Origin of the sequence: Caulobacter sp. DWR1-3-2b1 (assembly GCF_049895765.1) — a bacterium.
In the GTDB taxonomy this organism is placed as follows: Bacteria; Pseudomonadota; Alphaproteobacteria; order Caulobacterales; family Caulobacteraceae; genus Caulobacter.
Genome location: NZ_JAFCSZ010000008.1, coordinates 76,560 through 96,615, shown reverse-complemented (window position 1 = coordinate 96,615; position 20,056 = coordinate 76,560). Strand labels below are relative to the sequence as shown.

Here is a 20,056-nt window from a genome sequence, read left to right as displayed (position 1 = left end):
ACAGGAAGGCGCCTCAGAGCGCCCTTGGGACAAGCTCATGACAGGATCGATGCTCGTGGAACGCGGCCAGGTCATCTCGCTGATCTGCGCGACCCCCGACATGTTCGACGCCGAAGATGCAGGGGGCGAGGCCATCGCCACGCGCCTGGGCGTCAAGTCGCCGGTCTCCTGGCCGCCAGAGCACAACGACACCGCCACCCGAGACTGGATGCGTGGTCTGCTCGCCGACAGCCCGGACGAGCCGGGCTATGTCTGCTGGTACATGGTCGCCCAGAACCGCCTGGTCGGAATCTGCGGCTTCAAGGGTCCTCCCACCGACAAGGGCGAGGTCGAGATCGGCTATTCCGTCGTCGAGGCCGAGCATCGCAAGGGTTATGGTGTCGAGGCCGCCGGTCTGCTGGTAGCCCGGGCCTTCCGCGATCCCCGCGTTGCCGTGGTCACGGCCGAGACCCTGCCCGTGCTGATCGCCTCGCAGAAGGTGCTGACCCGCTGCGGCTTTGCCCATGTCGGCGGCTATATCGACGCCCAGGAGGGCCAGATCATGCGCTTCGAGGTGCGGCGTCCGGACTAGAGCATTTTCCGATAAGTGTGAAACGGTTATCGGATCGAAAAATGCTCTAAACTTTTGATTTAGAGCCCTTTTCGCCCGAGCCTGATGAAGCCATCAGGTCGGAAAGGGCTCTAGAGCATTTTCCGATAAGTGTGAAACGGTTATCGGATCGAAAAATGCTCTAAACTTCTGATTTAGAGCTCTTTTCGCCCGGCTCTGATGAAGCCATCGGGTCGGAAAGGGCTCTAGCGGTTCGGCCTGCGGCCTGCCGCGTCGACAGCGCCTGATCCATCACCGACAGCAGGTCACGCAGGTCGACTGGCTTGGCGACATGGGCGTCGGCCCCGGCGGCCAGGCAGGTCTTGATCTGGGCCGACATCACATCGGCGGTCAGGGCGATGACCGGCAGCTTGGCGAAACGCGGATCGGCGCGCAGGCGGCGCGTGGCCTCAAGCCCGTCCATCACCGGCATGTTGACGTCCATCAGCACGATGTCGATGGGGCCGGCGTCGAGGGCGTCCAGCGCCTCGCGACCGTTTTCGGCCTCGATCAGCTCGCACTCGAACGGCGTCAGGAACAGCCGGATCACGCGGCGGTTCACGGGATGGTCGTCGACCACCAGCACCCGGCGGCCATGCAGGGCGGCGAAGGACGGCTCGCTCGCCTCCTCAGGCGCCTCGGCGTCGACCTCGCAGTCGGCGACGCAAGGATCGACGAGCATTTCGACGGTAAAGACCGAGCCCACGCCCTCCTGGCTTTCGACCCCGATGTCGCCGCCCATCATTTCGACCAGGCGCCGGGTGATATTCAGACCCAGCCCCGTGCCGCCAAACGTGCGGGTTGTCGACGCGTCGGCCTGGGTAAAGGCGCGGAACAGTTTGGCCAGGGTCGCCTCGCTCATGCCGATGCCGGTGTCCGACACCCGCAGACGGATCCGCTGGCGTCCGCTCGCCAAGTCGGGCCCCGCGGCCAGGGTCACCTCGACCCGCCCGGTATTGGTGAATTTCAGGCCGTTGGAAACCAGGTTCGTCAGGCACTGGCGCAGGCGCACCGCGTCGAACATCAGCGGGCCGGGCGGCACGCCGTCGACCCGGAAAGTCAGCTCGATACCCTTGTCGCGCGCCGTGGGCTGGTAGCCGCCGATCAGGCGCGTGCAGACCTGGACCAGATCGCCGGCTGTCGGCGCAATCTCCAGCTTGCCGGCCTCGATCTTCGACAGGTCGAGAATATCGTTGAGCAGCACCAGCAGGGTGTCGCCGGAATCCAGGATCAGGTCGATCTGCTCGCGCTGATCGGCGCCCAGCTCTTCGGACCGCAGGGATTGGGCCAGGCCCAGCATGCCGTTCAGCGGTGTGCGCAGCTCGTGGCTCATCACCGCCAGGAAGGCCGACTTGGCTTGGTTGGCGTCCTCGGCCCTGGCCCGCGCCTCGCGCAGCGAGCGGGAAATCCGGCGTTGGTTGAACATCCAGCTCACCCCGCCCAGCACCAGCAGGGCCAGCAGCAAGGCGATCACGCCCGAGGCGCGCACCAAGCGCTGGTTCAGCTCGACCTCGGCCGCCAGCCGCCGGCTTTCGTCGCGCTTGGCGCGCAGCTCGCTCTCCAACGCCGCCGACATCTCGGCCGCGCTGCGCGTATGAGCCCTGTCGTTTTCGGCCCGATCCAGGCGTCGCCAGTTGTCCAGCTTCTGGAACGCCTGGTCGCCCCGCCCTTCTGCCTGGTCGATATAGGCCTCGACCAGAAGTTCGATTTGCGGATCACGCTCGATCAGGGTCGTGGGGACCGCGCGCAGGGTGGTCAGGTCGATGCGGGCCGCGGCGGCGTCGCCCAGCATGGCGTGGGCCATCACCCGCTTCTTCAGCATCATGACCTGCAGACGCCTGGCTGGCTGGCGCAGCACATCTTTCATTTCGACGAGGCAGCCGAGCACCCCGCGCGGATTTGCCTGCGCCTCGGCGATCATGGTGCAAAGGAACCGGTCCCAGGTCCGCAGGGCCGGATCGCCGTTGGCCCGGGTCATCTCGTGGTGCAGCCTGGCCAGACGCGCGGCGGCGTCGATCTCGCCCACTACGACCGCTGTGTAGGCGATGTCGTAGACCCGCTCAATCTTGCGCATATAGAAGGCGTCGCGCTCGTCCAGGTCGGCCGCCTGGGTCATGCGATCCAGCGCGCCTTCTTTGTCCCCGATGTCGGCCAGGGTGTAGGAGTGCACCTGATGCGCCTCGGCCAGCAACGGCCGGGCGATGTCGCCCCGCCGCTCGATCTCAAGTGAGAGGTTGGCGGCCACACGCGCGGCCTCGGCCCATTGACCGGACTGTCCCAGATGACGCGCGCGCTCGACCCCGGCCATCATCCGGACATCGCGAGACGGCCCCTCCAGGAACCGCTTCCAGTCGGCTGGGGAAAAAGCGCGATAGCCCTGGGTTTCGTTGCGATAGGCCAGGACCATCAAGTCGGCCAGCGCCAGCAGCGCGGCGTCGTCATCGCGCCTGCCGATCAGCCGGGACCGCGCGATCCAGGTGTCGAACCGCCCCTGAACCTGGTTGCTCTTATAGGCGTAGAGCACCCGCCACAGACCGTAGAGCCGCTGGGCGCCGCTCTGGCGCAACGCCTTGCGGCCGGCCCGCTCGATGTCTTCGTTGTCGCGAGGCGGCGTCTTGACCTGATGGGCGCCGATCTGGTCGTTCAGCTGATTGAGACGGACCGCCATGGCCGATGGCGCGTCATCCGCCGCCCGGGCGCCGGCGCACACCGCCAGGCTCCCGATCAGGGCAAGGGATGCAAGAAATCGCCGCAAGGCCGCTCCTCTGCTGAAGCTTGGACCCTACGGCTGAAGCGGTGTATGTTGCGTTAAGCCTATTGCAGCGCACAGACCTCAGATCGTCGCGCCGCCGTCCACCACCAGGGCCTGGCCGGTCATGAAACTGCCCGCCCTGGAGGCCAGATAAACCGCCGCTCCGGCCAGTTCGTCGGGTTCGCCGATACGGCGCAGCGGCACACCTTCGGTCGAGCGCTTCAAGGTCGCGGGATCGTCCCACAGGGCCTTGGCGAAGTCGGTCTTGATCAGGCCAGGCGCGATGCAGTTAACCCGCACATTGTCGGGTCCGAACTCGTGCGCGAGGTTTCGCGCCAGCTGGAAATCGGCGGCCTTGGAGATGTTGTAGGCCCCGATGATCGCGTTGCCGCGCAGGCCGCCGATCGAGCTGACGATGATGATCGACCCATCTTTCCGCTCGCGCATCTCGGGGGCGACCATGCCGATCAGCCAGTGATTGCTGATGATATTGTTGTCGAGGATCTTGCGGAACTGGTCGTCGGCGATGCCGGCCAGCGGTCCGTAATAGGGATTGCTGGCGGCGTTGCAGACACAGATGTCGACCTTGCCGAACGCCGCCCTGGTCTTGTCGACCAGGCGCTGCAGGTCTTCCTTCGAGCCGATATTGGCCGGGACCGAGATCGCCGAGCCCTCGCCGTACCGGGCGTTGATCTCGGCCGCCACTTCGTCACAGGGTCCGGCCTTGCGCGACGAGATCGTCACCTTGGCGCCGTGCTCGGCCATCCGCTGGGCGATGGCCTTGCCGATGCCGCGCGAGGACCCGGTGATGATCGCCACCTTGCCGGTGAGGTCGAAGAGGCTCATGGCGCGCTCCCTGAAACGCTTGTTTGAATTTCATGCACAGTGCGGCGGGGCAGTCGCCGGGTCAAGATGGCGGGCAGGTTGTTTGCTGGGGACCAACTGACGCTTTGTAGGTCCGCCTAAAGACCCTTTGCGGACGATCACTATGTTCGCTTCCGGCCGGCGCATGACCTTTGTCAGCTCGGGTGTCTTTCCGTCGCTTCCGGGCGGGAATAATGGGATTTATCGGATGGCGCTCTGCCCACCGTCTCGTCCGCGAGAGGGACCATTCCATGATCCGCACCTTCGCTCTGGCTGCGCGTAGCATTGCCCTGTTCGCCGCTGCTCCGCCGCCCAAATCGCCCGGACGGCGCGGTCAGCCACAGGGTCGAACGTCTCCCAGGTCTTCTGAAGAGCCGGCCGCCGCTCGAACGGCGGCGGCCGGTTCTGGCTCAGGTCTAGAAGCGGTAGCTCGCCGTCAGGCGCACGGCGTGCACCTCGATTTCGTCGTCGGTGCGACGCATGTCGGCGCCGGCGGCGTTGGTCAGGATGAAGGGGTTGGTCGCGGGGGCGGGACCCTGGACGCGGATGTTGTAACCTTCATCATCCAGCTTGGTGTTGAGATATTCCAGGCCCAGCCGCACGCGGCCGTCGAGCTGACGCTCAAGGCCCAGGCCCCACTGATAGCCGTCGGCGGAATCGCTTTCGCTCCGCACGAAGGTGTTGACGCCGTTGCTGGTGCGGAAGTCGCGCTTGACGTCGCCGCGCGCGACGCCGCCGGTCACGTAGCCCATGTATGGACCCATGGCGTAGCCGCCGCGCAGGCGCAGGGCGGCCAGGGATTCCAGCTTGCGGTCGAAGGTGTAGAAGGCGGGTGTGGTCGAGAAGGCGGTGACGCGATCCTCGATCTTCACGCGCTCGATCTCGGCCACGGCGCCGATCACCAGATTGCCGAACTGCCAGTCATAGCCGGCGCGCGCGCCCAGTTCCCAGTCGACATCGTCGTCGCCGACGCAGCCGCTGGCGGCCATCGGGCCCTTGGCCATGCCGTCGCAGAAGCCCGTGGAAAAGGCGTTGGCGCCCGCCGCGGTGGTCACCGTGTCGTTGAACTGACCGTCGAGGTTCTTGTCGAACACGATCGTCTCGCCCTCGTTCTTCGGCGTCTTGGCATAGCCGAATACGGCGCCCACATAGGCGCCGCTCCAGTCCTGCGTCGCCATCTGGGCCTGGGCGCCGCCAGCGATCAGGGTCAGGGCCGTCGCGGCCAGAAGGGCGCGCTGGATTGTCTTGGTCATGATATTTTAGTCCTCCGACGGCCCGCCGCCGCCGGAGCAGATACGCTTCTTTCTTGAAAATGATGCGTCGGGCCGCCGACCTAAAGTGGTGCGCTGAGTTCCTGCACCTCTTCGAAGGTTCGCAGGCCCGGCCGCTGGGCGCAGACCAGCACGCCCATGTTGCCGGGCAGGTGCTGGTTGGCCAGCATCTTTTCATGGGCCAGCGGGATGTCGTTCCAAGGGAACACTTCCGACAGGCACGGATCGACGCGGCGGTCGATGACCAGTTGGTTGGCGGCGCTGGCCTGCATCAGGTTGGCGAAGTGGCTGCCCTGGACGCGCTTCTGGCGCATCCACAGGAAGCGGGCGTCCATGGTCAGGTTGAAGCCGCTGGTGCCGGCGCAGATGGCGACCATGCCGCCGCGCTTGACCAGAAACACCGACACCGGGAAGGTCTGCTCGCCAGGGTGCTCGAACACCATGTCGACGTCCTTGTTTCCGGTGATCTGCCAGATCGCCTTACCGAACTTGCGGCTCTCCTTCATATAGTCGTTGAATTCGGGGCCGTTGACGGTGGGCAACTGGCCCCAGCAATTGAATTCGTTGCGGTTCAGCACCGCCTTGGCGCCCATCGACAGCACGAACTCGCGCTTGTCCTCGCTGGACACCACGCCGATGGCGTTGCCGCCCGCGACGGCGGCCAACTGCACGGCGAAGACCCCAAGGCCCCCCGACGCGCCCCAGACCAGCACGTTCTGGCCGGGTCGAAGCTCATGCGGCTTGTGGCCGAACAGCATGCGATAGGCGGTGGCCAGGGTCAGGGTGTAGCAGGCGGCCTCTTCCCAGGTCAGGTGCTTGGGGCGCGGCAGCAGCTGGCGCGATTGCACGCGGCAGAACTGGGCGAAGCTGCCGTCCGGCGTCTCGTAGCCCCAGATGCGCTGGCTGGTGGAGTACATCGGGTCGCCGCCGTTGCACTCTTCGTCGTCGCCGTCGTCCTGATTGCAGTGGATGACGACCTCGTCGCCCAGCTTCCAGCGTTTGACCTTGGCGCCCACGGCCCAGACGATGCCCGAGGCGTCGGACCCGGCGATGTGGAAGGGCTGCTTGTGGCCATCCAGAGGACTGATCGGCTCGCCCAAGGCGGCCCAGACGCCGTTGTAATTGACGCCGGCGGCCATCACGAGGACCAGCACCTCGTCCTCGCCAATGGTCCAGGTCGGCACCACCTCGACCTGCATGGCCTGGGTGGGCTTGCCGTGGCGCTCCTTGCGGATGCTCCAGGCGTACATGTTTTTCGGCACATGGAAGGGTGGCGGGATCTCGCCGATCTCGTAGAGATCCTTCACGGGCGACTTCTCAAGCGTCGTGGTCGTCATGTCACTCCCCATTCCTTCAGCCCATGTTCGTTGCGGTGCAACAACGTCCGAAAGCTCAACTCGGCTGCGCGCGGGGCGGTCGAAGCGGTGAATTCACCTCGCCGGCCCGTCGTTTTTGGTCCAGAGGCGGATAAATCAACCTCGAAGTCGCCTAAGCTGAGACAAGTGTTTAAAACTGGCAAGCGGAATCTTGTGCAACGCAACATCTCGGGCGCCGGGTTCGCGCCTGGCGCGCTTCGCGTCTGCGAACGGATATTGCATCGCAGCAAGACCGGGTTCATGATCGGCGGTAATCAAGAACGATAAGTCGGGAGCGCGGGATGTCAGGCAAGCGGTATCAGCACGAGCCGGATGCGCCGTGGATCTTCCGCACCTATGCCGGCCACTCGACGGCCGAGAAGTCCAACACCCTGTATCGGGCCAATCTGGCGCGGGGCCAGACCGGCCTTTCCGTGGCCTTCGACCTGCCGACCCAGACCGGCTACGACCCCGACCACATCCTGTCACGCGGCGAAGTGGGCAAGGTCGGCGTGCCGATCAGCCACCTGGGCGACATGCGCGCTCTCTTCAGCGAGATCCCGCTGGAGAAGATGAACACCTCCATGACCATCAACGCCCCGGCCGCCTGGCTGCTGGCGATGTATGTGGCCCTGGCAGACGAACAGGGGGCTGATCGAGCCCTACTGCAGGGCACCACCCAGAACGATCTGATCAAGGAATATCTGAGCCGCGGCACCTACATCTTCCCGCCCGGTCCGAGCCTGAGGTTGATCGGCGACATGATCGCCTGGTGCTATCTGGAGGTTCCGAAATGGAACCCGATGAACGTCTGCAGCTACCACCTGCAGGAAGCCGGAGCGACGCCGGAGCAGGAGCTGGCCTTCGCCCTGGCCACTGCGATTTCCGTGCTCGACACCGTCAAGTCCGGCGGTCAGGTGCCGGAAGAAGACTTCGAGATCGTCGCCTCGCGGATCAGCTTCTTCGTCAACGCGGGGGTGCGGTTCGTCACCGAGCTCTGCAAGATGCGGTCGTTCACCCGGCTGTGGGACCAGATCCTGCTCGAGCGTTATGGCGTGCAGGACAAGAAGGCCCGCCGCTTCCGCTATGGCGTGCAGGTCAACAGCCTGGGCCTGACCGAGCAGCAGCCCGAGAACAATGTCTACCGCATCCTGATTGAAACCCTGGCGGTGACGCTGAGCAAGGACGCCCGCTGTCGCGCCTTGCAGTTGCCCGCCTGGAACGAAGCCCTGGGCCTGCCGCGTCCGTTCGACCAGCAATGGTCGCTGCGCCTGCAGCAGGTGCTGGCCTACGAGACCGACCTGCTGGAATACGAAGACCTGTTCGACGGCTCGCACGTGGTCGAGTCGAAGGTCGCCGAGCTCTCCAAGGGCGCGCTTGAGCAGCTGGCCCTGATCGACGAGATGGGCGGCGCCCAGAACGCCATCGACTACATGAAGACTGAGCTGGTGTCGTCCAACGCCAGGCGGGTGCGCTCGGTCGAGACCGGCGACATGACCGTGGTGGGTGTCAATCGCTGGACCGACACCGAGGCCTCGCCGCTATCGGCAGGGGAAAGCTCCATCGAGACCGTCGATCCACGCTTGGAAGCTGGTGTCGTCGAGCGCATCAAGGCCTGGCGCGCGGCGCGCGACGACAGAGCTGTGCAGGCGGCGCTGGCCGACCTAAAGGCGGCGGCCCAGGACGGCCGCAACATCATGGAGCCCTCCATCGTCGCCGCCAAGGTTGGCGTCACCACCGGCGAATGGTCCGGCGCCCTGCGCGAGGTGTTCGGCGAATATCGCGGTCCGACCGGCGTCGCCATCGTGGTCTCGACCGGCGAGGCCGAGGACGTCGAGGCCGTGAAGCGCGAGGTCGAACGGGTGTCCGAAGTGCTGGGCCGCACGCTGACCTATCTCGTCGGCAAGCCCGGCCTGGACGGCCACTCCAACGGCGCCGAACAGATCGCCACCCGCGCCCGGGCCTGCGGCATGGAGGTCGTCTATGACGGCATCCGCTCGACCCCCGATGAGATCGTCCGGCGCGCCAAGGAAAGCCGGGCGCACGTGGTGGGCCTGTCGATCCTGTCGGGTTCGCACCTGGACCTGGTGCAGGAAGTGGTCCGCGTGATGCGCGCCGAGGGCCTGGGCCACATCCCGGTGGTGGTCGGCGGCATCATCCCCGAGGCCGACGCCCTGATCCTGAAACAGATGGGCGTGGCGAGGATCTACACGCCCAAGGACTTCAAGATCACCGACATCATGAGCGACATCGTCAAGCTGGTGGAAGGCGCAGCGCTGGTCGAGGCTTGACGCGTTTCATGCTAGAGTGACGCCATGACTCTCGACGACGCCCTCGCCAGACTGCGCGCGGCCAAGCCGCTGCTGGATCGTTACGGCGTCCAGCGCGTGGGTGTGTTCGGCTCGACGGCGCGGGGCGAGGCCGGGCCGGACAGCGATGTGGACGTGCTGGTGGAATATGCGCCTGCCGTGCTTCCGGGGTTCGGGTTCTTCAGGTTGGAACGCGACTTGGCCGCGTTGTTTGGCAGGCCGGTCGATCTGGTGACCGAAGATGGGCTGCACAGGCTGATTCAGACGCGGGTGATGAGCGAGACGGTCTTTGCGTAACGCGGAGGACGTACTGCACGCCTCGCGTATCCGCGACGCTGTGCTGCGGATACGCGACTACACGCAAGGCATGGATCAGGCGGCGTTTGTCTCCCAATCGCTGATCTCCGATGCCGTCTCGATGAATTTTCTGGCCATTGGCGAGAACGCTTCCAAGCTGTCAGCAGCTGCCCGCGCGCTTACGTCCGGGATCGAATGGCGTGACGCGATCAATCTTCGTCATCGCATCGCCCATGGCTACGAAGATCTGAGCTTGTCGATCCTATGGTCTATCGTTGTCGTCGAGCTGGATCCGCTGAGGGCCGCAGCTGAGCGGATCATGGCTAGGTCCTAGAGCATTTTCCGATAAGTGTGAAACGGTTATCGGATCGAAAAATGCTCTAAACTTTTGATTTAGAGACTTTTTCGCCAGACCCTGATGAAGCCATCAGGTCGGAAAGGGCTCTAGCGCCGCCCCATCCGCCAGGCCGCCGCGAAGGCCACCAGGGCCAGGGGCGCGAAAGCCCCAAACAGCCACGGCCCCACGGCATAGGCCGCCGCTGGCTCCACGCCGTGGCCAAAGCCCAGCAGGTTGGCCATGGCGCCCGCCGCCGCCGAGCCGGCCGCGCCGCCGATCAGCTGGATGGTGGGCACGGCCGAGGAGGCCAGGGCCTGTTCCTCGGGCGGGGCGGCGGCGATCACCTGGCGGGCCAGGAATGCCCAGCACAGGCCAAAGCCGCAGCCGATCACCAGGAACGCGATACCAGTCTCGATCAGACCGCCGCGCGTGACGGCCCAGGCGCTCCAGATCACGCCGACCAGCAGGGTTCCGACGCCGGCCCGGATAGCCAGACCCTCGCGCGCCTGGGGCAGGCCGCCGACCAGCAGGGCGCAGATGGTCCAGCCGGCCGCGATGGCCCCGGTGACATAGCCGGCCATCAGGGGCGAGGCGGCGTGGCGGGCCTGGATGAAGGCGGGTCCATAGACGGTGAAACCGATGGCTGCGGCCTCGCAGGCGAACATGATCAGCAGGCCAAGGCCCGTGGCGGTGGTCAGGTCGGCGACAGCGCGGGGCAGCAGCCGGTCGCGCGTGCGCCCGTTGGCGACGAGCATGGCGCCCATGCCGATCACGCCCAGCAGGGCGCAGACCCCAGCCAGGACGGGGGAAGAGACGATGCCCGCCGCGCCGATCAAACTGACCCCGACGATCAGCAGGGTCAGCTGCAGGCCAGGTATGCGATTGCGTGCCTCGGCGCGCTTCTCTGAGGGCAGCATCACAGCCACGGCGATCATGAAGACGATGGCCTGGACCACGAACATCCAGAACGCGCCGCGCCAGAAGCCAGCCTGCGCGAACAGGCCGCCAACCAACGGGCCCAGCAGGGTGGCGCCGCCCCAGACCCCGGCTATGGCGCCATAGACGCGAGGCCACAGGCTTTCGGGGAACAGGGCGGTGATGGCCACATAGCACAGGGCCACGACCGCGCCCGCGCCCAGGCCCTGCACCAGCCGGCCGACCACGAAGGTGATGAACTCTGGCGCCAGGGCGCTCATCGCGCAGCCGATGGCGTAGGCGACCCCGGCCAGCATGGCGGCCTGCCGCAGGCCCAGCGCGATGGACAGCTTGCCGCTGCAGGCCCCGGCGAGGATCGAACCCATCAGGAAGGCCGCCACCGACCAGCCGAAATACTGATAGCCGCCGATTTCCTTGGCGACGCTGGGCATGATGGTGGCTGTGACCAGCGTATCGGCCGCGTTCAGCCAGATACCCAGGCACAGCAACGCAAACCGCGGCAGTAGCTGGGGGTCGAGCAGGGCGGGGCGGTCAGCAGATGAGGACATTTGGCTGGGGGTGATGCCCTTTTCCAACCGTCTCGCCAAGTCCGGGCGGTGAACCTTGCCACCTGCAGCGCCGTTGCAGAGGATGATGCGCTTCTCGCTGCCGCCTTCGCCCCGCGTTCCGCCGCATCTGGTCGCCCTGGCCGAGATGAGCGGCTTTCTGCTCGACATGGCCCTGGCCGGTCTTCTGCTGTTCGCCCTCGTTGACCGCCTGGCGCCGCCGCAGGACCTGCCGTGGAAGCCGTTTTCGCTGAACCAGCCCCTGGGTCTTGCAACGGCGGCCAAGCTGTCGCGGATCGCCGCCGACCCGGTCGCCTGCCGCGTGGCCTTGAACGAGGGCGGCGTGAAGTTCGCCGACCAGCCGGTGCGCGAAAAGGACTTCTGCTCGACGCGCGACACCGTGCGCTTCGCCAGCCGCCTGGCTCCCGCCGCGCCCGTCATGACCTGCCCGATGGCGCTCAGCTACGTCCTGTGGGAGCGACAGGTGCTGACGCCGGCCGCGCGCGAAATCCTGGGCGCCCGCGTCGTCCGGATCGACCATTTCGGGACCTATGCCTGCCGCACCATCTATGGCCGGCCGGGCGAGCGGCCCAGCCAGCATGCGCGGGCCAACGCCCTGGATGTCGCCAGTTTGCGGCTATCGGACGGTCGCAGGCTCTCTGTGCTCAGAGACTTTCGCGATGCCGGTCCCGAAGGCCGTTTCCTGCGGGCCGCGCGCGACGGCGCCTGCAAGGTGTTCGGCGCGGTGCTGGGCCCGGATTACAACGCAGCCCACGCCGACCACTTGCATCTGGATCACAGTCCCTACCATCTGTGCCGCTGAAAGCGTTTGGCGGTTGAACCGCCACCCCCGGTCGTGCTTGGTGCGGCGTTAACCTTTGCAAGGCGCTCCCCCGCCCCATGGCCTATCGCGTTCCGCGCCATCCGCGCATCGAGCACCACGCAAAGCATCAGACGCGCCTGGCGCGTCTGACAGGTCTGGTGCTGCTCTGGATTCTGGTGGCGATCATGGCCCTGCTGGCCGAGCGCACCATTCCCAGCCAGCACGCCCCGTGGAAGGCGCTGCGCGTCGTCGATCCGGTGGGCATGGCCACCCGCATCAAGGCGGCCCGCAGCGGGCGCGATCCCAAGCTTTGCCGGGCGATCCTGGCCAAGGCGGGTCTTACCTATCGCGACCTGCCCGACAAGACCGAGGGCGATTTCTGCGTGGTGCGCGACGCCTTGCGGATCGAATCCGGAATGGCGCCGCTGATCCCCGCCGACGCGACCATGGTCTGCAAGGAGGCGCTGGCCCTGTCGATCTGGGAGCGCCAGGTGGTGCAGCCCGCCGCCTATGAACTGTTGGGGCAGGGCGTCACTGGCCTGGAGCACTACGGCGCCTATTCGTGCCGGCGGATGTACGGCAAGCCCGATGGGCCGGTCAGCGAACACGCCTTGGCCGACGCCATCGACCTGGCCGGCTTCAAGCTGGCGGACGGCAGCCGGATCATGGTGGCGACCGACTGGACCGATCCTGGCCCCAAGGGGCAGTTTCTGCGCCGCGTGCGTGACGGAGCCTGCAAGGTGTTCCTGACGACGCTCAGCCCCGACTACAACGCCGAACACCGCGACCACTTCCATCTGGATATGAGCGGCTGGAACAAGTGCGCCTGAGAGGCTGACCCGAAATGAAGTTGGGTGATTTCAGGCACTTGTGATTCTGTTGGAGATGCGAACCAACAACGGAATTTGACATGTGGACCGAAACCACCCGACGCAAGCATGCCCGAAAGGGCCTGCGGTATTCAAGCGATCTGACGGACGAGGAGTGGGCGGTTCTGGAACCGCTGGTCCCGGCGCGGTCTCGGCTGGGGCGACCGGCCAAGTGGTCCCGGCGGACGATAACCAACGCCCTGTTCTATGTTTTGCGTAGCGGCCTGCCGTGGCGGATGCTGCCGGGGGACTTCCCGCCGGTGACGACGGTTCAGCGCTATTTCTACGCCTGGCGCGACAGCGGCCTTTGGACCTCGATCAATCATCTGCTGCTGATGGATTGCCGGGAGGCAGCGGCGCGCGAGGCCTCGCCCAGCGCCGGGGTGATCGACAGCCAGAGCGTCAAAACCACCGAAAGCGGCGGGCCTTTTGGGTATGACGCGGGCAAGAAGATCAAAGGCCGCAAGCGTCACATCCTCACCGACACTGGCGGTTTGCTGGTCACAGCCCGGGTCCATACAGCCGATATCCAGGATCGCGACGGCGCGCCCGACGTCCTGACCGCGATCCGATCCAGCTTCCCCTGGCTGCGCCAGGTCTTCGCCGACGGCGGCTATGCCGGCGACAAGCTGCGTCACGCCATGGCGGGGCGGGGCGATTGGAAGATCGAGATCATCAAACGATCCGACACCGCCAGGGGCTTCGTGCTGCTGCCCCGCCGATGGGTCGTGGAGCGCACCTTCGCCTGGCTCGGCCGAAACCGCCGCCTGGCCAAGGACTTCGAGAAGACCCTCGACAGCTCAACCGCATGGCTCTTCATGGCATCGGTCCAACTCATGACCCGAAGGCTCGCAACCCTCTGATCACAATCAGAAACATTATGAGGCAGACTCTTAGTATGATCGGCCGTCAGCCATTGGCACGCCCATTTGGAGGCCTACTCCCGATCTGTCTCACCGGTCAAAAGCTCATCCAACTTCGCGAGAACGTTCTCCCGGGAGGGCTGACTGGCGATGGAGACTACGGATTTCATGACCTCACGATCCTTGGGAGAGGTCGTAGCAATGACCACTTCCCACCCCAAACAGACGATCACCCTGTCCGCTTCGGGGACCAGCGAACGACCATTGCTAGTGTCGGTGTATCCCTGTCGTTTCAGGTCGGGAATGCACCGATACCGACAATGCCTGGCGGTCGTGATCTGAAGGTCCGGATACGGGCCAGAAGCCCATGGCAAACTTCGACCCTGAGCGGACAATATTATCGCCGCAGCAAACGCGGCAGCTTCAGCCAAGCAAGCAAGGCGAGGGGCACGGACGCTAGCGACGAAAACTTGATGAACAAGTATCTATCCGCCGCCACGGCGCAATCTTTGACTAAGGAAGCGTATAGGTGGGCAGGGTATCCGCTGCTGCCTGTCGTCTGCCGTATCGCATCGGCACATTCATTATTCGTTTCCCAAGCTATAAACCACACCAGACCGCCGACCATGAGTAGTGCACCGGCAGTAAAACCTGAAATCAGCTTTGCAGATCGGACAGTCATCTCCGCAACCTATCAGATGAGTGTGCGCCAGCAACCGTTTGCCAGCGTCCGACAACCACCCTGAACAGACGATCAGCAGGTCCGCTCTCGGCGCCGGCGGCCGACCTTTGCCAGCGTCGGTTTATCCCCGTCGTTTTAGGGCGGGAATGACGGGAGGTATCGGGATCGGCTGTGCTGCATCCCCGTTCTTTCCAGACTGGAATTCAGCCAAATCATCAGCTTGTAAAAATCTTGAACACCCCGATCCTTGGCGTTCAAACCGTCCGTATGCTTGAGACTGTCACCGTCGCAAGGGGAGGCGCCTGGATCCGGCCAAAAGCGGCGATGGGGATGAAGCTGAGCGGGGCCGCGCGGGCGGGCGGCGGGGACGATGGTGGTCTGTTCGTTGGATTGATCCGGGACCACCGGAAGCCTCGCACGTGACGGATAGGCGATCGCGCCCTACGGGCTGCTTCGCAGCCATCTTCCCCCCGCGGGGGAGGACGACCGCGAAGCGGTCAGGAGGGGGCGAGTGGCGCTATGCCCCCAGCGCGTAAGGCCCGCTCTTGTCGAGCGCCGCCTTCCACGCTGGACGGGCGTGCATGCGTTCGATCCAGGCGGCGATGTGGGGATAGTCGGCCAGCTTGCCCATGGCCTTGGCGACCTCGGGCACGAAGCTCATCTGGATGTCGGCGCCGGTCAGGCTGTCGCCCACCAGGAACTGCCGGCCAGCAAGGCTGTCATTGACGAAGGACAGGTGGTTGGCGATCTCGGACTGGATACGCGGGTGCAGCGGCGCGCCAGCCTCGCCCAGCCGGGCGACATACATGTTGAGCATCAGGGGCAGCATGGCCGAGCCCTCGGCATAGTGCAGCCACTGCTGATAGTGGTCGTAATCGGCGCTGGCCGGATCGGGGGCCAGGCGGCCTTCGCCTTGGCGGCGGATGACATAGTCGATGATCGCGCCGGACTCGATGACGGTGAGGTCGCCATCGACGATCACCGGCGACTTGCCCAGCGAATTGACGGCGGTCAGGGACGGCGGCGCCAAGCGGGTCTTGGGATCGCGGGTGTGGAAGACGATCTCGTAGGGAAGCTTCAGTTCCTCCAAAAGCCACAGGATCCGCTGCGAGCGCGACTCGTTGAGGTGGTGAACCTTGAGCATGTTTCTTCCCTTTTTTCTCGATTTTGCTGCACTGCGGCATTGCTCGCAGGTGCGAAAGGTCTCAGAGTAAAAGAAAACAACTGTTCGGCACAGGGGAGCAAGCCATGACCAACATCATCGCCCAAGGGACTGGCGCTGCCACCACCGAGACCCTGATCCTTCCAGGCCTCACTGGATTGCTGCGCGAAGCCGCCGACGCGGCCCAGCTGTTTGTGGCCGAGGCCAAGCCCGCCGTGAAGGCGGCGATCGTCGGCGCGGACGGCAGGATCGACCGCAAGCTGGCCGACGAGCATCAGCATCAGGTTCACGGCTATGGCTGGTATGCGGCCTATGCCGAGCTGATGAACCAGGTCGCCGGCTGGGCCGAGCGGTTGCAGGCGGTCGGCCAATTTGGCGAGGTCGAGGCCCTGCTGGCCCAGCTGCTGTTCTCCGAATATTGCGCCCAACTGGTCGGCGGCGTGCCGATGAACCAGGGCGAGATCGTTCGTCCAGCCCATCTGGTCACCGACCGCGCGGTGCTGAACCGGCTCTATTCCAACGGCCTGATGAAGCTGATGGTCGAGGGCGGTACGCAAGCCGTGAAGACCCGCATCGCCCAGCGCCTGGCCGAGGCGCGCGGTCGTCCGACTCTGGAAAACACCGGCCTCGACGAAACCTTCGAGATGATCCGCGACCAGTTCCACGCCTTCGCCGAGGAAAAGGTCACGCCTTTCGCTCACGAATGGCACCTGAAGGATCAGCTGATCCCCATCGAGCTGGTCGAGGAACTGGGCGCCTTGGGCGTGTTCGGCCTGACCATCCCCGAGGAATATGGCGGCAGTGGCATGGGCAAGACCGCCATGTGCGTGGTCTCAGAAGAGCTGTCGCGCGCCTGGATCGGCGTTGGCTCCCTGGCCACCCGCTCGGAAATCGCCGGCGAGCTGATCCTGACCGGGGGCACCGAGGCGCAGAAGCAGTACTGGCTGCCCAAGCTGTCGGACGCCTCGATCTTGCCGACCGCCGTCTTCAGCGAGCCCAATACCGGCAGCGACTTGGGCGCGCTGCGCACGCGCGCCACCCTGACCGGCGACCAGTACGTCGTGACCGGAAACAAGACCTGGATCACCCACGCGGCCCGCGCCGACATGATGACCCTGTTGGTCCGCACCGAGCCCGACACCACCGACTATCGCGGCCTGTCGATGCTGCTCGCTCCCAAGCCGCGCGGCGCCCCGGGTGATGACTTCCCGGCGCAAGGCATGAGCGGCGGCGAGATCGGCGTCATCGGCTATCGCGGCATGAAGGAATATGAGCTGGCTTTCGACGGCTTCACCGTGCCGGCCGACAACCTGCTGGGCGGCGTGCCCGGCCAAGGTTTCAAGCAGCTGATGGCCACCTTCGAGAGCGCCCGCATCCAGACCGCCGCCCGCGCTGTCGGCGTGGCGCAGGCGGCGCTGGAGACCGGGCTCGGCTACGCCCTGGACCGCAAGCAGTTTGGCCAGGCGATCTTCGACTTCCCGCGGGTCCACAACAAGCTGGTCATGATGGCCGCTGAGATCATGGGCGTGCGCCAACTGACCTATTTCGCCGCCGCCCAGAAGGACGAGGGCAAGCGCTGTGACGTGGAAGCCGGCATGGCCAAGCTGATCGCCGCCCGCGTGGCCTGGGCCGCCGCCGACAACGCCCTGCAGATCCACGGCGGCAACGGCTTTGCGATGGAATATGTCGTCAGCCGCCTGCTGGCCGACGCCCGGATCCTCAACATCTTCGAAGGCGCTGGCGAGATCCAAGCCCAGGTGATCGCGCGACGGCTGCTGGACGGCGGGAACTAGGCCCGGAGCCGAACGCCCCCTCCGTCACGCTGCGTATTCGCACCGCGCCACCTCCCCCATTTCACGGGTGAGGAGATAGAACCTTTTCCTCCCATGCGAAGCGGGGGAGGTGGCGCGGTGTCGATAGACGCCGTGACGGACGGGGCGTCCGAGTGCTTGCCGCACGCACAAGCATCAGCATAGCCTGCACGCCTGCACGCCTGCACGCCTGCCGCCAAGGACGCACCATGCTCGCCACGACCCGCCGCGCCGCCCTGCTGTCCGTACTGGCCACCGGCGGGCTGGCTGCCTTCGGCACAGCGAAAGCCAGGGAGACCGGCTCGGTCGCCGCGGCGGTCGATAAATACGCCCAGGAAGTCATGGCCGGCCTCCCCGACCAGCCAGGCCTTGGCGTCTGCGTGGTCGAGAACGGCGAGATCACCCTGGCCAAGGGCTACGGCGTCAAGCGCCTGGGCGCGCCGGCCCGGTGCGACGAGAACACCATCTTTGGCATCGCCTCCAACACCAAGGCCATGACGGCCGCGGCCCTGGCCATGCTGGTCGAGGAAGGCAAGGTCGAGTGGGATGCGCCCGTCGCCCGCTACCTGCCCGACTTCGCGATGAGCGACCCGGTGGTCACCAAACTGATGACTGTGCGCGACTTGCTGGTCCATCGCAGCGGCCTGACGCTTGGCGCTGGCGACCTGATGATCTGGCCAGCGCCGACCCACACCCGGGCCGAGATCGTGGCGGGTCTCAAATACCTGCCCATCGGCAGCCAGTTCCGGGGCGGCTACGCCTATGACAACGTCCTCTACGTGGCCGCTGGCGAGGTGGTCGCCGCCGTCACCGGCAAGCCGTGGGAAGACTTCGTCCAGACCCGGATCTTCGATCCCCTCGGCATGACCGACACGACCCCGACGCCGGCCAAGGTCGACAAGAACCGCCGGGCCGAGCCGCATTGTCGCCTGGGGCCGCCTGTGCGGGGCATGGGACCCCAAACCGTCCTGCCCTTCGACGACAGCTTCGCCTCGGCCGCCGCCGCCGGCGGGGTCAACACCACGCCGGCCGACATCGGCAAATGGATGCGGGCGCAGCTGGCCCAGGGCGCCCTGCCAAACGGCAATCGGCTCTGGAGCGAGGCCACGGCCCGCGAAATGTGGAAGCCCCAGACCATCACCACCTCTTCCGATGGTCCGACCGCCGAGAACCCTGCGCGCCCCTCGATGCAGGCCTATGCCCTGGGCTGGTTCGTGCAGGACCATCGCGGCGAGCGGCTGCTGTGGCACACCGGCGGCCTGGCGGGTTTCATTTCCTATACGGGCCTGCTGCCCGGCCGGAGGTCCGGCATCATGGTGATGACCAACGCCGAGGAAAACCCGGTGCTGCGCGCGCTGCGCTATGGCGGTCCCGACCGCCTGCAGGGGCGCAGCGACTACGACTGGATCGCCTCAAGCAAGCGCGTCCAGGCCGAGGCCGACGCCCAGGCCATCAAGGACGCCGCCGAGGCCGCCACGCCCAAGGCCGGCGGCAAGGCGCCGAGCCTGCCGCTGGACGCCTATGTCGGGGTCTATCGCGACCCCTGGTACGGCACGGTCACCATCGGCAAGGCAAAAGGGAAGAAGGCCAAGGGCCTGACCGTCTCGTTCGACAAGACCCCTGCCCTGCAAGGTAAGCTGGAGTTGTTCGACGGCGAGACCTTCAAGACCGTCTTCGACGACCGCACCCAGGAAGACGCCTTCATCACCTTCGACGTCGCGGGCGGCGCGGTGACGTCGGCTCTGCTCAAGGCGGTGTCGCCTCTCGCCGATTTCTCATTCGACTATCAGGACCTGCGACTGACGCGGCTGCCCTAGACTTCGGACCTAGAGCCCTTTCCGACCTGAAGGCTTCATCAGGGTCGGGCGAAAAGGGCTCTAAATCAAAAGTTTAGAGCATTTTTCGATCCGATAACCGTTTCACACTTATCGGAAAATGCTCTAGCGGGGTCGCCAGCCGTCGGCGATGGCCATGATCTGACGTTCCATGGCGGCCGACATGGCCAAGGCATCGCCCTTGCCGCCGCTAAGGGCGGCCATGCGGTAATTCCAGGCGTAGGCGGCCTTCAACAGTTCAATGGCTAGCTGCTGGTCCAGATCGACGCGCACCTCGCCGCGCGTGACCCCTTCGGCCAGCACGTCGCGCAGCATGTCGGTCAGCCGCTCGTTGCGGCCATAGGGCGTGACGCCGGGATCGACGCTGGGGCTGTAGGAGGCGGCGATGTGGGCGAGGAACAGCTTCACCCGCCGGGTCTCGAACTCGTAGTGGATCGCGAAGATCGAGCAGAGCCGGTCTGCGGTCGAGCCCCGCAGATAGGGCAGGACCCGATCGAATTCCATGTAGAGGTCGGCGAGACGGTGCTCCATGACGTGGCTGAGCACCTCGGCCTTGGAGGCGAAGGTCGTGAAAACGCTGCCGACCGAGACACCCGCTCGTTCCGCAATAGCGCGGATGGTGGTTTCCTCGTAACCGACGTCGTTGAACAGGTCGCGGGCGGCCTCGAGGACCTTCTCGCGCGTCGCCTGTTTCTGGTCGTCTCTTACGCCCAAGCCCGTCCCCCTCGAACACGCTAGCGTCTAGTTATGATCAGG

Annotated in this window: 16 protein-coding genes; 9 read left to right on the top strand and 7 right to left on the bottom strand. The window is 65.6% G+C overall.

Annotation, left to right across the window (positions count from 1 at the left end; translation table 11 throughout):
* Positions 1–37: 37 nt before the first annotated feature.
* Positions 38–571 (top strand): GNAT family N-acetyltransferase, encoded by a 534-nt coding sequence (locus ACP69S_RS10055; protein ID WP_425996783.1) that lies wholly within the window; start codon positions 38–40, stop codon positions 569–571.
* 160 nt (positions 572–731) lie between these two features.
* Here the strand turns inward: ACP69S_RS10055 and ACP69S_RS10050 are convergent, their stop codons facing one another.
* The 4 genes from ACP69S_RS10050 to ccrA form a co-directional block, all read right to left on the bottom strand.
* A complete protein-coding gene (locus ACP69S_RS10050; protein ID WP_425996781.1) occupies positions 732–3,344 on the bottom strand; it encodes an ATP-binding protein in 2,613 nt (870 codons plus the stop codon).
* Positions 3,345–3,422: 78 nt separating this feature from the next.
* Positions 3,423–4,187: an SDR family oxidoreductase gene (locus ACP69S_RS10045; RefSeq protein ID WP_425996779.1), complete on the bottom strand. Its 765-nt coding sequence runs from the start codon at positions 4,185–4,187 to the stop codon at positions 3,423–3,425.
* A gap of 434 nt (positions 4,188–4,621) precedes the next feature.
* The gene (locus tag ACP69S_RS10040) at positions 4,622–5,458 is read right to left on the bottom strand and encodes an outer membrane protein (RefSeq protein WP_425996777.1); all 837 of its coding nucleotides are present in this window, start codon (positions 5,456–5,458) and stop codon (positions 4,622–4,624) included.
* Positions 5,459–5,538: 80 nt separating this feature from the next.
* Positions 5,539–6,813 (bottom strand): crotonyl-CoA carboxylase/reductase, encoded by a 1,275-nt coding sequence (gene ccrA / locus ACP69S_RS10035; RefSeq protein ID WP_425996775.1) that lies wholly within the window; start codon positions 6,811–6,813, stop codon positions 5,539–5,541.
* Positions 6,814–7,133: 320 nt separating this feature from the next.
* Between ccrA and ACP69S_RS10030 the strand changes: the two genes are divergently transcribed.
* The 3 genes from ACP69S_RS10030 to ACP69S_RS10020 are packed head-to-tail and all read left to right on the top strand — an operon-like array spanning position 7,134 to position 9,771.
* The gene (locus ACP69S_RS10030) at positions 7,134–9,122 is read left to right on the top strand and encodes a methylmalonyl-CoA mutase family protein (protein ID WP_425996773.1); all 1,989 of its coding nucleotides are present in this window, start codon (positions 7,134–7,136) and stop codon (positions 9,120–9,122) included.
* Positions 9,123–9,146: 24 nt separating this feature from the next.
* Entirely contained in the window at positions 9,147–9,437 is a 291-nt protein-coding gene (locus tag ACP69S_RS10025) for a nucleotidyltransferase family protein (protein WP_425996771.1), read from the top strand.
* Positions 9,430–9,771 carry a DUF86 domain-containing protein gene (locus ACP69S_RS10020; RefSeq protein ID WP_425996769.1) on the top strand — a complete coding sequence of 114 codons (342 nt, stop codon included), beginning with the start codon at positions 9,430–9,432 and terminating at the stop codon, positions 9,769–9,771. The genes ACP69S_RS10025 and ACP69S_RS10020 overlap by 8 nt, the downstream gene beginning before the upstream one ends.
* Positions 9,772–9,881: 110 nt before the next feature.
* Here ACP69S_RS10020 and ACP69S_RS10015 read toward each other — a convergent pair whose 3' ends face one another.
* On the bottom strand, positions 9,882–11,258 hold the full coding sequence (locus tag ACP69S_RS10015) for an MFS transporter (RefSeq protein WP_425996767.1): 1,377 nt from the start codon (positions 11,256–11,258) through the stop codon (positions 9,882–9,884).
* Positions 11,259–11,343: 85 nt separating this feature from the next.
* Here ACP69S_RS10015 and ACP69S_RS10010 point away from each other — a divergent pair, with 85 nt between their 5' ends.
* From ACP69S_RS10010 to ACP69S_RS10000, 3 genes are all read left to right on the top strand, one after another.
* Positions 11,344–12,078, top strand: coding sequence for an extensin family protein (locus ACP69S_RS10010; RefSeq protein ID WP_425996765.1), 735 nt, complete (start codon positions 11,344–11,346; stop codon positions 12,076–12,078).
* 77 nt (positions 12,079–12,155) lie between these two features.
* Positions 12,156–12,908, top strand: coding sequence for an extensin family protein (locus ACP69S_RS10005; RefSeq protein WP_425996763.1), 753 nt, complete (start codon positions 12,156–12,158; stop codon positions 12,906–12,908).
* Between the two features lie 80 nt (positions 12,909–12,988).
* A complete protein-coding gene (locus ACP69S_RS10000) occupies positions 12,989–13,810 on the top strand; it encodes an IS5 family transposase (protein WP_425996761.1) in 822 nt (273 codons plus the stop codon).
* 1,199 nt (positions 13,811–15,009) lie between these two features.
* On the opposite strand, the gene ACP69S_RS09995 is transcribed toward ACP69S_RS10000, so the two are convergent.
* On the bottom strand, positions 15,010–15,636 hold the full coding sequence (locus ACP69S_RS09995) for a glutathione S-transferase family protein (protein WP_425996759.1): 627 nt from the start codon (positions 15,634–15,636) through the stop codon (positions 15,010–15,012).
* Positions 15,637–15,740: 104 nt separating this feature from the next.
* On the opposite strand from ACP69S_RS09995, the gene ACP69S_RS09990 reads away from it, so the two are divergent.
* On the top strand, positions 15,741–17,447 hold the full coding sequence (locus ACP69S_RS09990) for an acyl-CoA dehydrogenase family protein (RefSeq protein ID WP_425996757.1): 1,707 nt from the start codon (positions 15,741–15,743) through the stop codon (positions 17,445–17,447).
* 227 nt (positions 17,448–17,674) lie between these two features.
* A complete protein-coding gene (locus ACP69S_RS09985) occupies positions 17,675–19,282 on the top strand; it encodes a serine hydrolase (RefSeq protein WP_425996755.1) in 1,608 nt (535 codons plus the stop codon).
* 123 nt (positions 19,283–19,405) lie between these two features.
* Here the strand turns inward: ACP69S_RS09985 and ACP69S_RS09980 are convergent, their stop codons facing one another.
* The gene (locus ACP69S_RS09980; RefSeq protein WP_425996753.1) at positions 19,406–20,014 is read right to left on the bottom strand and encodes a TetR/AcrR family transcriptional regulator; all 609 of its coding nucleotides are present in this window, start codon (positions 20,012–20,014) and stop codon (positions 19,406–19,408) included.
* Between the last annotated feature and the right edge of the window lie 42 nt (positions 20,015–20,056).